This window comes from Pantoea sp. EKM101V, assembly GCF_011800325.1.
Classification (GTDB): domain Bacteria; phylum Pseudomonadota; class Gammaproteobacteria; order Enterobacterales; family Enterobacteriaceae; genus Pantoea; species Pantoea anthophila.
This window is the reverse complement of record NZ_JAALFP010000007.1, coordinates 177,115-192,888: the sequence shown is the minus strand read 5'-3', so window position 1 is coordinate 192,888 and position 15,774 is coordinate 177,115. Positions and strand designations below refer to the sequence as shown.

Here is a 15,774-nt window from a genome sequence, read left to right as displayed (position 1 = left end):
GGAAACTCCAGGTGAAGTTCGTAAAGTATTTATTGATCCTTACAGTGTGTTGCATCCTGTTGGGAGCTGGCTCGATTTATGGCTTGTACAAGTACATCGAGCCACAGCTGCCTGACGTCAACACGCTGAAAGATGTGCGTCTGCAAACCCCTATGCAGGTTTACAGCGCCGACGGCGATCTGATCGCCCAGTATGGCGAAATGCGCCGTATTCCTTTGACCCTGCAGCAAGTGCCACCTGTGATGGTGAAAGCGTTTATTGCAACCGAAGACAGCCGTTTTTATGAGCACCACGGTGTGGACCCGGTGGGGATTTTCCGGGCGGCCAGCATCGCGCTGGTCTCCGGTCACGCCTCCCAGGGGGCAAGTACCATCACTCAGCAGCTGGCCCGTAACTTCTTCCTGAGTCCGGAACGCACCCTGATGCGTAAAATAAAGGAAGCGTTTCTGGCAATCCGCATTGAGCAGTTACTCAATAAGGATGAAATTCTTGAGCTCTACCTGAATAAGATCTACCTCGGCTACCGGGCTTATGGCATCGGTGCTGCTTCGCAGGTCTATTTTGGTAAGCCGGTTGACCAGCTGTCGCTGAGTGAAATGGCGATGATTGCCGGTCTGCCGAAAGCGCCGTCCACCTTTAACCCGCTCTACTCGCCGAGCCGCGCCCTGTCGCGTCGCAACGTGGTGCTGGCGCGTATGCTGGATCAGCACTACATCACACAGCAGCAGTATGATGAGGCACGCAATACGCCGCTGGTGGCGAAATATCATGGCCCGGAAATCGCCTTCTCTGCCCCTTATCTCAGCGAGATGGTGCGCCAGGAGATGGTGAAGCGCTACGGCGACAACGCCTACACCGACGGCTATAAGGTTTACACCACCGTGACCCGTCGCCTGCAGGAAGCGGCTCAGACTTCAGTGCGTAACAACGTCATCGCCTACGATATGCGTCATGGCTATCGCGGCCCGACCAGCGTGCTGTGGCGGGTGGGCGAGCCCGCCTGGGATCAGACTAAGATCGAGAAAGCGCTGAGTGCGCTGCCGGTCTATGGCCCGCTCTATCCGGCGGTGGTCACGGAAGCACGCAGTGATGAAGCAACCGTGATGATGAAAGATGGCAGCAATGTGTCGCTGGCCTTAGCGGGTGTGCGCTGGGCGCGTCCTTATAAGTCTGACACCGTGCAGGGCCCGACGCCGAAAAGCGTGACGCAGGTGCTGCAGCCAGGCCAGCAGATCTGGGTGCGCAAAGTGGGTGATGCGTGGTGGCTGGGCCAGGTACCGGATGTGAACTCGGCGCTGGTCTCACTCGATCCGAATGATGGTGCGGTGCGGGCGCTGGTAGGCGGCTTCGCCTTTAACCAGAGCATGTTTAACCGTGCAACTCAGGCACTGCGCCAGGTCGGCTCTAACATCAAGCCGTTCCTCTACACCGCCGCGATGGATCGCGGACTGACGCTGGCGTCGATCCTGAACGATGTGCCGATTTCACGCTGGGATGCCGGTGCGGGTGCCGACTGGCGTCCGAAAAACTCACCGCCAACCTACGATGGACCGATTCGCCTGCGTCAGGGACTTGGCCAGTCGAAAAACGTGGTAATGGTGCGTGCGATGCGCGCCATGGGCGTGGATTATGCCGCAGAATATCTGCAGCGCTTTGGATTCCCGGCGCAGAACATTATTCATACCGAGTCGCTGGCCCTGGGGGCGGCCTCGTTCACCCCGTTACAGGTGGTGCGCGGCTACTCCGTGATGGCGAATGGCGGCTTCCTGATTGACCCGTACTTCATCACCCGGATTGAGAATGAACAGGGCGGCATTGTCTTTGAAGAGAAACCGAAGATCGCCTGTCCGCAGTGCAATCTGCCGGTCATCTACGGCGAAACGAAGAAAGCGCTGGCGCTGAACGAAGAGAGCGTTGAGAACGTGGCCGCGTCAGACAGCAATCAGAACCAGGCGGTGCCACAGCCTGCACTGGAGCAGGTTCCGGCCCAGGCACAGCAGGGCGAACAGCAATATGCCCCGCATGTCATCAACACCCCGCTCAGCTTCCTCATCAGGAGCGCACTGAACAGCAACATCTTCGGTGAACCGGGCTGGATGGGAACCGGCTGGCGTGCCGGTCGTGACCTGAAGCGTAATGACATTGGCGGAAAAACCGGTACCACGAACAGCTCGAAAGATGCCTGGTTCTCGGGTTATGGCCCTGGCGTCGTGACCTCCGTCTGGATCGGTTTTGATGATGCGCGCCGCAATTTAGGCCGCAGCACCCTTTCCGGCGCGATTCCCGATCAGATTTCAGGCTATGAGGGCGGCGCTAAGAGTGCGCAACCGGCATGGGATGAATATATGAAGAGTGCGCTGGAGGGGGTACCGGTGCAGCCGTTAACGCCGCCGGATGGCGTGGTCACGGTCACGATTGACCGCAGCACCGGCAAGCTGGCAAATGGCGGAGGCAATACGCGTCAGGAGTACTTCATCAACGGTACCCAGCCGACCGAGTATTCCGTTCATGATGTGGGCACCACCATTATGGACAACGGCGAGAGTCACGAGCTGTTCTGATGTGACCCGCACACCTACCCTGTTAAAAGGCCGACATCAGTCGGCCTTTTTTATTCAGTAGCGCAGACGCCCCTGCTTCACCAGCCATTCGCGCGCCATAAAGAGCGCACTGACGTTGCGCGCCTCGCGAAAATCGGGCTCCTCCAGCAGCGACAGCATATCGCTCAGCGGCCAGCGGTGAACAATCAGCGGCTCCGGCTCGTCACCTTCCAGCTTATCGGGATAGAGGCCTTCTGCCACCACGATATTCATTTTGCTGGAAAAGTAGGAGGGGGCCATCGTGAGCTTGCCCAGCGGCGTGAGGTGCTCAGCCCCAAAACCGACCTCTTCTTTCAGTTCACGCACCGCCGCCTTATTCACGGTTTCGCCTGCATCGATCAGCCCTTTGGGAAACCCGAGTTCATAGGTTTCCAGTCCGACGGCATACTCCTGAATCAGGATCAGATGGTCATCAATAATGGGCACAATCATGACCGCTTCACGTTCTGACGGCTTCATCCGCTCATAGACGCGACGCGCCCCATTACTGAAGGCGAGATCGACCGATTCGACGGTAAATAGCCGCGAACGCGCCACGGTGGTGATATTGAGGATGTCAGGTTTTTTTGGAATTTTCATATCAGCCTCAAAAGTTTCTGCGCCGGCTATCAGGAACGAATTAGCATACCTAACCCCAGGCAATTGTGCGACAGTCTCACCATAACGATATCGTTACATAGATTCCGGCAATTGAATAACAGCCTTTGGTTATCAGTTAAGACTAAATTTGCATTAGTCAATATGCTGCGATAAGTTTCAGATAATACCGATATTTAATCCAGTCTGAGCCGGTTACCATTCGGACAAGGCAGGGTTTAATAAATGCTAATCAGATATTCCCTGGCACTATTTAATCGGGTGTCTGACTCCTCAGGATTATATAATCTTCCGGAATGCCTCTTCAGAAGTGAGCATCCCCCGGAGCGTACGTTTAAAGTGAAGGCAGCATTTTGGCTGAATTGAGCAGAGCATGAGCACAATCTTTATGATCCTGGCCATAGTGCTGACCTGTTCAATCCTGGCAGGTATTGGGTTCTGGTACGCTATGCGGCATCGTCCGCCGTTGGCGAAACCGCTGCCATTTATCAGTCCGCCCTGCCGTAAGCTTTCCCCTCAGGAGCGCGAGGCGGTAGACAAATATGTCACCGCACTGGCAAAACAGCCCCGCACCGCCGTGACGACCGACAAGCGCAGCGCGTCTGAACGCCTGACGCTGACCGCGCAGAGCAACAACGTCTATCCGGTGACCCGCGCCATTACCCGCTACGGCCTCTCAACGGACGATCCCCATAAATGGCGTTACTATCTGGATGAAGTCGAAGTTCATCTGCCGCCGCTGTGGGAGCAGTACATCACCGACGAAAACTACGTCGAGTTAATCCGCACCCAATCCATTCCGCTGGTGATTTCGCTCAACGGCCATTCGCTGGTGGATTACGCGGTGGATCAGCAGTCCCTGCCGACGCTGATGCGTCCGGTGTCGACCAACGCCTCGATCCGCAAAGCAGAAACGGAAAACGTTGAACTGCTGCAGGTGCGTAAAGAGACCCCGGAAGAGTATCGCCTGTCGCGGCCAGACGGCACGCGTGAAGGGGTCATCATCTCGCTTGCTTTCTTACTGTTCTTCTTCAGCCTGCTGGTGCCCACGACTCTGATGATCTGGCTGGTGCTGGCCGGTGCGGGAATGATCGCAGCCAGCCTGTGGCTGCTCTATCGCATTCCGGGTGAGCGCGGCATGCGTGACATCCACTGCCTGCGCGGCGCGCCGAAGCGCTGGGGTCTGTTCAGCGAATCGAACCAGGAGCAGAGCAACATCACGCTGGGAATTATCGATCTCGCCTATCCGGCGCACTGGCAGCCCTATGTCGCGCACGACCTCGGTCAGGTAACCGACGTGGAGATCTACCTTAATCGTCAGGTGGTGCGTCAGGGCCGCTTTTTATCCCTGCAGGATGAGGTCAAAAATTTCCCGATTCAGCGCTGGCGGAAAAATGTGGTGCTGGCCTGCGGCTCGCTGCTGGTGCTGACCCTGCTGGTCACCTGGATCCCGCTCGGGATGCCGATCAAGCTCAGTCTCGCCTGGGCCAGAGGCACCGACAGCCTGGAGGTCAACAGCGTCGATAAACTCAGCAGCGTGGCCCTGAATATTGGCGACAGCCTGAAGGTGAGCGGTACTGGCATGTGTTCAGTGCCGGATAACTACCAGAGCAACCGGAGTTACGCCTTTATGCCGTTCGACTGCTCGGCCATCTACTGGAATAACGCGAAGCCGTTGCCGCAGCCGCAATCTGACATTATTGATAAAGCCGCCGCCCTGCTGGATACCACGACCCGGCAGCTGCACCCGGAAACCAATACCGATCCCAAACTGAACCCGCAGCTGGCGTCAGCGATCCAGAAGTCCGGCATGATTCTGCTGGATGACTTCTCCGATCTGGTCATGAAGACCCAGGATCTCTGTAATCAGCCGCAGGATTGCGTGCGCCTGAAAAACGCGCTGGTAAACCTGGGCAACGCCAAAGACTGGGAGGCGCTGATGCGCCGCGCCGACTCCGGCCAGCTAAACGGCATGAACGTGCTGCTGCGACCGGTCAGTGCGGAAGCGCTGGAGAACCTGGTGAATACCGCCACCTCGACCTTCTTTTTCCGCGAAACCCGCCGTGCGGCTGAAAACCTCAACAGCCCGCCGCCGGGAGGATTCCTGATCGTCAGTGACGAGGGTCGCCAGCTGGTCAGTCAGCCTCAGCCTGCCGTGTCACTGTTCGATCTCGATCCGCCCGCTCAGTGGCATGAGCTGCAGCGCATCTCCGCCATGCTGCTGCATACGCCTTTCAGCGCCAGCGGCATCATCACCAGCATCACCACCGATGCCAACGGCACGCGTCACATCGCACTGCACAATGAACCGGATGCCATGGCGCAGTGGCGCTATCTTGGCACCGTACTGCTGCTGATGGTGCTGCTGGCCTGCGGCGTGATCAACGGACTGCTGGCCCTGCGCCGCATGCACCGTAATCGCCAGCGCATGATCGACATCCAGCTCTACTACGACAAGTGTTTCAACCATAACCTCAGCACTTTGCAGAGCGTGCGCTCGATATTCTGAGCCCTGCCCTTCTGTGCTACCCTGTCGCCCGGTTTTTTTACAGGGTGAGAGCCACGATGCTCAACTGGTCTGAAATTGACACCGTGCTGCTCGACATGGATGGCACGCTGCTGGATCTGGCGTTTGATCGTCATTTCTGGCTGGAGCATGTGCCCGCGGTGCTCAGCCAGCAGCGCGGTATCACCCTGGCTGACGCTGACCGGATCATCACGGAAAAGTATCAGGCCGTCGCCCATACGCTAAACTGGTATTGTCTGGATTACTGGGCAGAGGCGCTGGCGCTGGACATCCGTGCCATGACCTGGGCGATGCGCAGCCGGGTCGCACTGCGTGACGACACCCTGCCCTTTTTGCAGGCGCTGCGTCGCGCTGGCAAGCGCACCATCCTGCTGACCAACGCGCATCCCTATAATCTCGACGTCAAACTGGCGCAGACAGGTTTAGCGCCACACCTTGATTTATTACTTTCCACCCATACCTTTGGGTATCCGAAAGAAGACCCGCGTCTGTGGCAGGCGGTACAACAGCACACCGGCTTTTCTGCGCCGCGCACGCTGTTTATCGACGACAGCGAAGTGATTCTGGATGCTGCGGCGTCATGGGGCATCGGCTGGTGCTTAGGCGTAAAAAATCCCGATTCGGGTCGTCCTGAGCAAATCTTTCAGCGTCACCGCGCCACCGGCGACTATCGGACGCTGATCTGAGTCAGGAGCAGCAATGAAAGAGAAAAGCAGCGAAGAGGTTCGCCTCGACAAATGGCTGTGGGCTGCGCGCTTTTACAAAACCCGGGCAATTGCGCGGGAGATGATTGAAGGCGGCAAAGTGCACTACAACGGTCAGCGCAGTAAACCCGGCAAGATCGTCGAGCTGAATGCGGAACTGACCGTGCGTCAGGGCAACGATGAACGCACCGTGGTGGTGGCGAATATCAGCGCTCAGCGCCGCCCCGCCAGCGAGGCACAGCAGCTCTACCGCGAAACCGATGCCAGTATCGAGAAACGCGAAAAAATGGCGCAGGCACGCAAACTGAATGCGCTGACTATGCCCCATCCCGATCGGCGACCTGACAAAAAAGAGCGTCGCGATTTGATGAAGTTTAAATTATCGGGCGATGAGTAATGCCGTCTTCGCGGACGCGCCATCGCCCCGTTCCAGTGAGAGAAAAAATATGTCAGTCCAGGATCAACTGCACCGTTATCTGTTTGAAAATGCCGCTGTGCGCGGCGAGCTGGTGAACGTCTCCGACACCTGGCGTGAAACCGTGAAGAACCACGACTATCCGGCTCCGGTTAAGACGCTGCTGGGTGAAATGCTGGTCGCCACCAGCCTGCTGACCGCCACGCTGAAGTTTGACGGTGAAATTACCGTGCAGCTGCAGGGTGACGGTCCGCTCTCCCTGGCGGTGATCAACGGCAACAATAATCAGGAGCTGCGTGGCGTGGCGCGCATAAAAGGCGACATCCCGGCCGACAGCACCCTGAAAAGCATGGTGGGCAACGGCTACCTGGTGATCACCATCTCCCCTGAAAAAGGTGAGCGCTATCAGGGCGTGGTGGGACTGGAAGGTGAAACGCTGGCGGAATGCCTGGAAGATTACTTCATGCGTTCTGAGCAGCTGCCTACGCGGCTGTTTATCCGCACCAGCGACCAGGGTGCCGCCGGTATCCTGCTGCAGGTTCTGCCGGCACAGGAGACAGAGAAAGAGGCGTTCGACCACCTGGCGACCCTGACGGAAACCATCAAAACCGACGAGCTGATCACCCTGCCGGCCAATGAGGTGCTGTGGCGTCTCTACCATCAGGAAGAGGTCACCCTCTATGATCCGCAGCCGGTCATCTACAAATGCACCTGTTCGCGTGAACGCTGTGGTGAAGTGCTGACCACGCTGCCGAAGGAAGAGGTGGATGAGATCATCGCGGAAGATGGCAAAATTGACATGCACTGCGACTACTGCGGTTCAGACTACGTGTTTGACGCAGTCGATATCGCGGCGATTCGCAGCCATTCTCACGGGAATGACGAGCGTCTGCACTGATTCACCGGGCGGCGTCTGCCGCCCCGTTTTCCTCTCCCCCTCCTATCCCCATAATTTCTCAGACAAATTATCTTTTTTTACTTTCATAACATCTTTAAAACGTTCGAAACATAGCCTTAACGCGCCCTGAGTCGCATTTTTAGATCGCTGCCCTTTTTCCCTCAACGCAGAAGAGTAAACTGCGCGCGATCGTGCAGCCGCCCGGAAGGCAGAGGCAGAAGCCCTGATAAGCCTGGTTGTGCCTGCAGGCTGAGGTGACGACGCGCTGTGACTTTTCAGTGCGTCGTCGCATCAGTGCAACAGCCGGCCGTACGATCCCAACCTATCTCTGCTTTGCAGAACAGACACCGATTTAAGGAGCAGTAAAATGCGCGTTAACGGCCTGACCTCGCAAGACCTTGCCGCTTTGGGCATCGTGGATACCACGGAAGTGGTTTACAACCCTGATTACGACACGCTCTTTCAGGAAGAGACGCGCCCGGACCTCGAAGGTTTTGCACGTGGCACCCTGACGCAGAGCGGTGCGATTGCAGTAGACACCGGGATTTTCACCGGGCGATCGCCAAAGGATAAGTACATTGTGCGTGACGACACCACGCGCGATACCCTGTGGTGGAACGACCAGGGCACCGGCAAAAATGACAACCAGCCCCTGTCGCAGGAGACCTGGAACGCGCTGAAAAGCTGCGTCACCCGGCAGCTCTCCGGCAAGCGCCTGTTTGTCGTGGATGCCTTCTGCGGTGCCAATGCTGACTCCCGTCTGAGCGTGCGTTTTGTCACCGAAGTGGCCTGGCAGGCCCACTTCGTCAAAAATATGTTCATCCAGCCGACCGACGCTGAGCTGGCCGACTTCACGCCCGATTTTGTGGTGATGAACGGCGCGAAATGCACCAACCCGGACTGGCAGGCGCAGGGTCTGCACTCTGAGAACTTTGTCGCCTTCAATCTGACGGAGCGCATGCAGCTGATTGGCGGCACCTGGTACGGCGGCGAGATGAAGAAAGGTCTGTTCGCCATCATGAACTACCTGCTGCCGCTGAAAGGCATCGCTTCGATGCACTGCTCTGCTAACGTTGGCAAAGCGGGCGACGTGGCGGTCTTCTTTGGCCTGTCGGGCACCGGGAAAACCACTCTCTCGACCGATCCTGACCGCCAGCTGATTGGCGATGATGAACATGGCTGGGACGATGACGGCGTGTTTAACTTCGAGGGCGGCTGCTACGCCAAAACCATCAACCTCTCAGAGCAGGCTGAGCCGGAGATCTACCGCGCCATTCGCCGTAATGCGCTGCTGGAGAATGTGGTGGTGCGCGAAGATGGCAGTGTGGATTACGCCGACGGCAGCAAAACCGAAAACACCCGCGTCTCTTACCCGATCAATCACATCGACAACATCGTGCAGCCGGTCTCAAAAGCGGGCCATGCGAAGAAGGTGATTTTCCTGACCGCCGATGCGTTTGGGGTGCTGCCACCGGTTTCCCGTCTGACGCCGGAGCAGACGCAGTATCATTTCCTGTCCGGTTTTACCGCCAAACTGGCCGGAACCGAGCGTGGCGTGACTGAGCCAACACCGACCTTCTCTGCCTGTTTTGGTGCCGCATTCCTGACGCTGCACCCGACGCAGTATGCCGAAGTGCTGGTGAAGCGGATGGAGGCGTCCGGTGCGCAGGCGTATCTGGTCAATACCGGCTGGAACGGCAGCGGCAAGCGCATCTCGCTGAAAAATACCCGTGCCATCATCAACGCGATCCTGGCGGGTGAACTGGATAATGCGCCGGTAGAAACCCTGCCGATCTTCAATCTGCAGATGCCGGTGACACTGGGTGAGCTGGACAGTGAGACGCTCGATCCGCGTCGCAGCTGGGAGAGTGAAGAGAAGTGGACCGCCGCCGCCGAAGGTCTGGCGCAGCGCTTTATTGATAACTTCGATAAGTACACCGATAACGCAGCCGGTGCGGCGCTGGTAAAAGCGGGCCCGCAACGCTGACGGAACGGGCGCGGCAGTCCTCCTGCCGCGCCCGTTTTATCCGCCTGAGACGCTGTTGCTGCCGTTGTTATGGCTCAGCGCCATATTTTCCGTTAACGGTAACCAGGCGCGAATACGCAATCCCCCGCGCTCGCTCTCGCCAATCTCCAGCGACCCCTGATGCGCATCAATAATACGCTGTACAATCGCCAGGCCGAGACCGGTTCCGCTGGTGCTGCGGGCACTGTCGCCGCGCACAAACGGCTGGAAGAGATGCGCCAGCTGATCAGGCTTAATACCCGGCCCGTCATCTTCCACCTGAAACCAGGCGCGATGCAGTTCCCGTCCGCTGCTGACTTTAATCCAGCCATTGCCGTATCGCGCGGCGTTGACCACCAGGTTAGCCAGTGCGCGTTTGATCGACAGCGGGTTGATATCCAGCATTAACTCTTCCGGCATCACCGCATTTTCGATCTCACGTTCGTAGCCACTCTCTGCGGCCACCACCTCGCCCAGCACGCTGTTCAGGTCGGCGCGCTCGGTCTGCATCTCCTGACCGGTGCGCAGGTAGTCGATGAACTGTTCGATGATGGCGTTGCACTCTTCGATATCTTTGTTAATCGATTCGGCCAGATAGCCATCCTGCTCGCTCATCATCTCGGTGGCGAGACGAATACGGGTCAGCGGCGTGCGCAGGTCGTGACTGACCCCCGCCATGAGCAGCGTTCGGTCATCCGCCAGCTGTTTTACCCCGGCCGCCATCTGGTTAAAGGCACGGGTCACCGATCGGACTTCGGACGCGCCATACTCGCGCAGCGGCGGCGGAATAATCCCGCGTCCGACCTGCAGAGCGGCGTGCTCCAGATCCACCAGCGGCCGGTTCTGGATGCGGATAAACAGCCAGGCGCCGCCAATCGCCAGCAGCATTATCGCCAGGGTATAGCGGAACAGCGGCGAGAAGTCGCCCTGATGGATTTCCGTCAGGGGCACCCGCACCCAGATATCAGGCGACAGCCAGGTTTTCAGCCAGACCACAGGCGAGTTTTTGTTGACCTCGACCCGCACATCGGTGGGCCCGCCCAGCTGCTGCCCCATCTGTTCACTCAGGAATTCATAGTGCTGCGCCCAGCGCAATCCGCTCTCCTCTGCTGCTGCATTGGTGTAGAGCGAGATCCCCAGTTCGCGGTAGATTTCCCGGCGAAACGCCGGAGGCACTTCCAGCTGCGTGCCATCCTCCAGCTGCAGCCGGTCGGTCATCAGCATACGTACTTCGTATGCCAGCACCTTATTGAACTGCTGCAGGCTGGGAAGGATGGCAAAGTTCAGCACCACCAGATAGGTCGTGACCAGGCTGACAAACAGCAGGGTCACGATCAGCAGCAGGGTGCGCGCAAACGAACTGCGTGGCGAGAAGCGCAGTCGCCTCATGCTTTACTGCCGTCCGGCACGAAGACGTAGCCCAGACCCCAGACGGTCTGAATGTAACGTGGATGCGCCGGGTCCTCTTCCACCATGCGACGCAGGCGGGAGATCTGAACGTCAATCGAACGCTCCATGGCACTGTATTCACGGCCACGCGCCAGGTTCATCAGCTTGTCGCGCGACAGCGGCTCACGCGGGTGGCTCACCAGGGCTTTCAGCACGGCGAACTCACCGCTGGTCAGCGGCATCGGCTCATCTTCACGGAACATCTCGCGGGTGCCGAGGTTAAGTTTGAATTTACCAAAGGCGATAATCGCCTCTTCCTGCGACGGTGCGCCGGGCAGTTCATTGGCCTGACGACGCAGCACCGCGCGGATACGCGCCAGCAGTTCACGCGGGTTAAAGGGTTTAGGAATGTAGTCGTCCGCGCCGATCTCCAGCCCGACGATACGATCGACCTCTTCGCCCTTGGCCGTCACCATAATGATAGGCATCGGGTTGCTCTGACTGCGCAGACGACGGCAGATAGAGAGGCCATCTTCACCTGGCAGCATCAGGTCGAGCACCATCAGATGAAAGGATTCACGGGTTAACAGACGATCCATCTGCTCGGCATTAGCGACACTGCGCACCTGAAAGCCCTGCTCGGTGAGATAGCGTTCAAGCAGAGCACGCAGACGCATATCATCATCGACGACCAGAATTTTGTAGTTCTCTTGCATTTTCAACTCCCAAAGGCGCTATTGCCTGAGCCAACATTGTTAAAAAAAGATGCCTTATAGTGACAGTCATTAATGGTTTATATTCTAGCCAAAATTGTTACAAAGCATATTAAACAGGAGCTTATATTTAATTTCGGGCCAATTTCGGGGCCAGGCTCACCCTTTTTACCGGCGACAGGGCAGGATACGGCAAATCTGAAAAAACGGCCCTGTTTCTCAGAATCGCTGGCGTCAGAAGCGGACCGGCATTTATTCGATGAAGAAATTCAGCGGCTTAGCAGTTAATTTGGCTTAAAACGGAGTCATCATTATGGATAAGCTCCAGATAATCTACCCTGCCCGCATTCAGACAGCATAATATTCCAGCAAAAGCGCCCGGGACGCCATCCTCATCTCGGATTAATTTCAGTGCTTCTCACAGCAAGGCCAGTTGAAATTAAAGTCCGATAAATCAATCAGTAAAGCCAACTTTTCGCCTTCTCCGTTTTCAACCAGACTGCTCAGGCACCATTCGACGTCTCAACGGGGATTACACAATGAAAAAAACGATTTTACTGCTGAGCGCGCTGGCATTAGGCAGCGTTAGCCCAGGTTATGCTGCCACAGCGACCGGTGAAGCGGCCGGTGCAGCGGCAACCTCAACCGCTAAAGGTAACTCTGACGCCATTGGCGTTGGCGCAGTCGCGGCCCTGCTGGGCGTTGCGCTGGCGACCATGGGCGGCGGCGGCGGTGACGGACATGGCACCGGCACCTCGACCACCACGGCGACTCACGCCGGAAAATAAGTCTGTTTTATTGGCCAGCGTCCTGTGACTGGCTCCAGATTACGCTTCAGCAGCACCCCTTTCGCCGCCGGGGAAGTCAACGCGGGTTTTTAGCTTTAAAAACCCCTTCCCCGACTCTTTTTTGCCGCGCCCTGTTTGCCTTACACTGTTTCTCTTTTGATTTGGCTGGCCGGATTAGCATGAAAACCCGACTGATTACCCGCGAAGGCTTCGATAAGCTGAAAGCGGAACTCGACTACCTCTGGCGTGAAGAGCGACCGGAAGTGACCAAAAAGGTGACCTGGGCTGCCAGCCTTGGCGATCGCAGTGAAAATGCCGACTATCAGTACAACAAGAAACGGCTGCGGGAAATTGACCGTCGCGTTCGCTACCTGACCAAAAGTCTTGAGCAGCTGCGCATCGTTGACTACTCGCCTCAGCAGGATGGCAAAGTCTTCTTCGGTGCCTGGGTGGAAATTGAAAACGATGCGGGCGACCTCAAACGCTTCCGCATCGTGGGCTACGATGAGATTTTTGGCCGCAAGGATTACATCTCCATCGACTCACCGATGGCGCGGGCACTGCTGAAAAAAGAGGTGGGCGATGCCGCCACCGTCGAGACGCCAGTGGGTCCGGCGCTCTGGTATGTCAACGCGATTGATTACCCGCAATAACGTTTCAGATTATGGCTGAAAGCCGCCCGCGTCTCTGGCAATTTTGACCATCAATCCGTATAACTGTCCGCTATTTCTCAACCCGGAAAGCAAGACAGTCCTGATGATGAACGTTCTGAGCCAGATAATAGCCAGTGAGCTGCAGGCGCGTCCCGAACAGGTTGACGCCGCCGTTCGCCTGCTGGATGAAGGGAATACCGTGCCGTTTATCGCACGCTATCGTAAAGAGGTCACCGGCGGGCTGGATGATACCCAACTGCGCCAGCTGGAAACCCGCCTCAGCTATCTGCGTGAACTTGAAGAGCGACGCCAGTCGATTCTGAAGTCGATTGACGAGCAGGGAAAACTCACCGACGACCTCGCCCGCGCGATCAACACCACCCTCAGCAAAACCGAGCTGGAAGATCTCTACCTGCCCTACAAACAGAAGCGCCGTACGCGTGGACAGATCGCGATTGAAGCGGGTCTTGAGCCGCTGGCGGACACCCTGTGGCAGGATCCGTCTCACACCCCTGAGCAGCTGGCTGCACAATATGTCGATGCCGACAAAGGGGTGGCTGACGTGCGTGCCGCGCTGGATGGCGCCCGCTACATTCTGATGGAGCGTTTCGCTGAAGATGCGGCGCTGCTGGCGAAAGTGCGTAACTATCTGTGGAAAAATGCTCACCTGGTGTCGCGCGTGGTGGAAGGCAAAGAGGAAGCGGGCGCGAAGTTCCGTGACTACTTTGACCACCATGAAGCGCTGAGCAGCGTGCCGTCACACCGTGCACTGGCGATGCTGCGCGGCCGTAACGAAGGCGTTCTGCAACTCTCGCTGAATGCTGACCCGCAGTTTGATGAAGCGCCGCGTGAAAGCCACGGCGAAACGCTGATTGCGGAACACCTGAACCTGCGCCTGAACAACGCCCCGGCAGACAGCTGGCGTAAAGCGGTCGTGAGCTGGACATGGCGCATCAAAGTGATGCTGCATCTGGAAACCGAGCTGATGGGCACGGTGCGCGAACGCGCAGAAGATGAAGCGATCAACGTGTTTGCCCGTAACCTGCACGATCTGCTGATGGCCGCGCCCGCGGGCATGCGGGCCACCATGGGACTGGACCCGGGCCTGCGCACCGGCGTTAAGGTCGCTGTCGTTGATGCCACCGGCAAGGTTGTCGCGACCGACACCGTCTATCCGCACACCGGTCAGGCCGCGAAAGCCGCCGCCGCCGTTGCGGCCCTCTGCGTTAAGCATCAGGTGGAGCTGGTGGCGATTGGTAACGGCACCGCATCCCGCGAAACCGAGCGCTTTTTCCTCGATCTGCAGAAGCAGTTCCCGCAGGTCACGGCGCAGAAAGTGATTGTCAGTGAGGCGGGCGCGTCCGTCTACTCCGCCTCTGAACTGGCGGCGCAGGAGTTCCCGGATCTGGATGTCTCTCTGCGCGGCGCGGTGTCGATTGCCCGACGTCTGCAGGACCCGCTGGCTGAGCTGGTGAAAATCGATCCGAAATCGATCGGTGTCGGTCAGTATCAGCATGATGTCAGCCAGAGCCAGCTGGCGAAGAAACTCGACGCGGTGGTGGAAGACTGTGTGAACGCCGTCGGCGTGGATCTGAATACCGCCTCGGTGCCGCTGCTGACCCGCGTCGCGGGCCTGACGCGCATGATGGCGCAGAACATTGTCGGCTGGCGGGATGAAAATGGCCGCTTCCGCAACCGCCAGCAGCTGCTGAAAGTGAGTCGCCTGGGACCAAAAGCCTTTGAACAGTGCGCGGGCTTCCTGCGTATCAATCACGGCGATAACCCGCTCGACGCCTCCACGGTCCACCCGGAAGCCTATCCGGTGGTCGAGCGCATTCTGGCCGCTACCGAGCAGGCGCTGAGCGACCTGATGGGTAATGCGGGCAGCCTGCGCAATCTCAGCCCGCGCGATTTCATCGATGACCGTTTTGGTCTGCCGACCGTAACCGACATCATGAAAGAGCTGGAGAAGCCGGGCCGCGATCCGCGTCCTGAGTTTAAGACGGCGCAGTTTGCAGAAGGCGTCGAGACGCTGAGCGACCTGACGCCGGGCCTGATTCTGGAAGGCAGCGTTACCAACGTCACCAACTTCGGGGCGTTTGTGGACATCGGCGTGCATCAGGATGGCCTGGTGCATATCTCCTCGCTCTCTGACCGCTTTGTGGAAGATCCTCATCAGGTGGTAAAAGCGGGCGATATCGTCAAAGTCAAAGTGATGGAAGTCGATCTGCAGCGCAAACGTATTGCCCTGACCATGCGTCTCGATGAGCAGCCAGGCGAAGGCAATGCGCGTGGCGGCGCGAAAAATGGCGCGCCGCGTGACGAGAAACGTCCGGCTGCCGCGAAAGGCCGTCCGCGTCCGGTCAGCGCCTCTGCGGGTAACAGCGCGATGGGTGATGCCCTGGCCGCCGCGTTCGGTAAAAAACGCTAAGCTTATCAGGGGGCCGCACGCTGGCCCCCTGTTCCCGCCACTTTCCCCGGTTGA

Annotated in this window: 12 protein-coding genes; 9 read left to right on the top strand and 3 right to left on the bottom strand. The window is 57.9% G+C overall.

Annotation, left to right across the window (positions count from 1 at the left end; all coding sequences use genetic code 11):
- The first annotated feature begins 11 nt into the window (after positions 1-11).
- A complete protein-coding gene (gene mrcA / locus HFD92_RS13210; RefSeq protein ID WP_009087693.1) occupies positions 12-2,561 on the top strand; it encodes a peptidoglycan glycosyltransferase/peptidoglycan DD-transpeptidase MrcA in 2,550 nt (849 codons plus the stop codon).
- A gap of 54 nt (positions 2,562-2,615) precedes the next feature.
- Here mrcA and nudE read toward each other — a convergent pair whose 3' ends face one another.
- A complete protein-coding gene (gene nudE / locus HFD92_RS13205) occupies positions 2,616-3,179 on the bottom strand; it encodes an ADP compounds hydrolase NudE (RefSeq protein ID WP_167429083.1) in 564 nt (187 codons plus the stop codon).
- 391 nt (positions 3,180-3,570) lie between these two features.
- Between nudE and HFD92_RS13200 the strand changes: the two genes are divergently transcribed.
- The 5 genes from HFD92_RS13200 to pckA all read left to right on the top strand — a co-directional run bounded on the left by HFD92_RS13200 (position 3,571) and on the right by pckA (position 9,728).
- A complete protein-coding gene (locus HFD92_RS13200) occupies positions 3,571-5,706 on the top strand; it encodes an intracellular growth attenuator family protein (RefSeq protein ID WP_167429082.1) in 2,136 nt (711 codons plus the stop codon).
- Between the two features lie 56 nt (positions 5,707-5,762).
- On the top strand, positions 5,763-6,410 hold the full coding sequence (gene yrfG, locus HFD92_RS13195) for a GMP/IMP nucleotidase (protein ID WP_009087698.1): 648 nt from the start codon (positions 5,763-5,765) through the stop codon (positions 6,408-6,410).
- A gap of 13 nt (positions 6,411-6,423) precedes the next feature.
- A complete protein-coding gene (gene hslR / locus HFD92_RS13190) occupies positions 6,424-6,825 on the top strand; it encodes a ribosome-associated heat shock protein Hsp15 (RefSeq protein ID WP_009087700.1) in 402 nt (133 codons plus the stop codon).
- Positions 6,826-6,874: 49 nt separating this feature from the next.
- Positions 6,875-7,741: an Hsp33 family molecular chaperone HslO gene (gene hslO, locus HFD92_RS13185; RefSeq protein WP_009087701.1), complete on the top strand. Its 867-nt coding sequence runs from the start codon at positions 6,875-6,877 to the stop codon at positions 7,739-7,741.
- 367 nt (positions 7,742-8,108) lie between these two features.
- On the top strand, positions 8,109-9,728 hold the full coding sequence (gene pckA / locus HFD92_RS13180) for a phosphoenolpyruvate carboxykinase (ATP) (protein ID WP_111207882.1): 1,620 nt from the start codon (positions 8,109-8,111) through the stop codon (positions 9,726-9,728).
- Positions 9,729-9,764: 36 nt separating this feature from the next.
- On the opposite strand, the gene envZ is transcribed toward pckA, so the two are convergent.
- A complete protein-coding gene (envZ, locus tag HFD92_RS13175) occupies positions 9,765-11,135 on the bottom strand; it encodes a two-component system sensor histidine kinase EnvZ (RefSeq protein WP_009087704.1) in 1,371 nt (456 codons plus the stop codon).
- Positions 11,132-11,851, bottom strand: a complete 720-nt coding sequence (ompR, locus tag HFD92_RS13170; protein WP_003853014.1) for a two-component system response regulator OmpR — start codon at positions 11,849-11,851, stop codon at positions 11,132-11,134. Before ompR ends, envZ begins: the two co-directional genes overlap by 4 nt.
- A gap of 536 nt (positions 11,852-12,387) precedes the next feature.
- Here ompR and yjbE point away from each other — a divergent pair.
- The 3 genes from yjbE (at position 12,388) to HFD92_RS13155 (ending at position 15,720) form a co-directional block, all read left to right on the top strand.
- A complete protein-coding gene (gene yjbE, locus HFD92_RS13165; RefSeq protein ID WP_009087705.1) occupies positions 12,388-12,636 on the top strand; it encodes an exopolysaccharide production protein YjbE in 249 nt (82 codons plus the stop codon).
- Positions 12,637-12,815: 179 nt separating this feature from the next.
- Complete coding sequence (gene greB, locus HFD92_RS13160; RefSeq protein WP_009087707.1) at positions 12,816-13,289, top strand: transcription elongation factor GreB; 474 nt, start codon at positions 12,816-12,818, stop codon at positions 13,287-13,289.
- Between the two features lie 103 nt (positions 13,290-13,392).
- Positions 13,393-15,720 (top strand): Tex family protein, encoded by a 2,328-nt coding sequence (locus tag HFD92_RS13155; RefSeq protein WP_140029822.1) that lies wholly within the window; start codon positions 13,393-13,395, stop codon positions 15,718-15,720.
- The last annotated feature ends 54 nt before the right edge of the window (positions 15,721-15,774 follow it).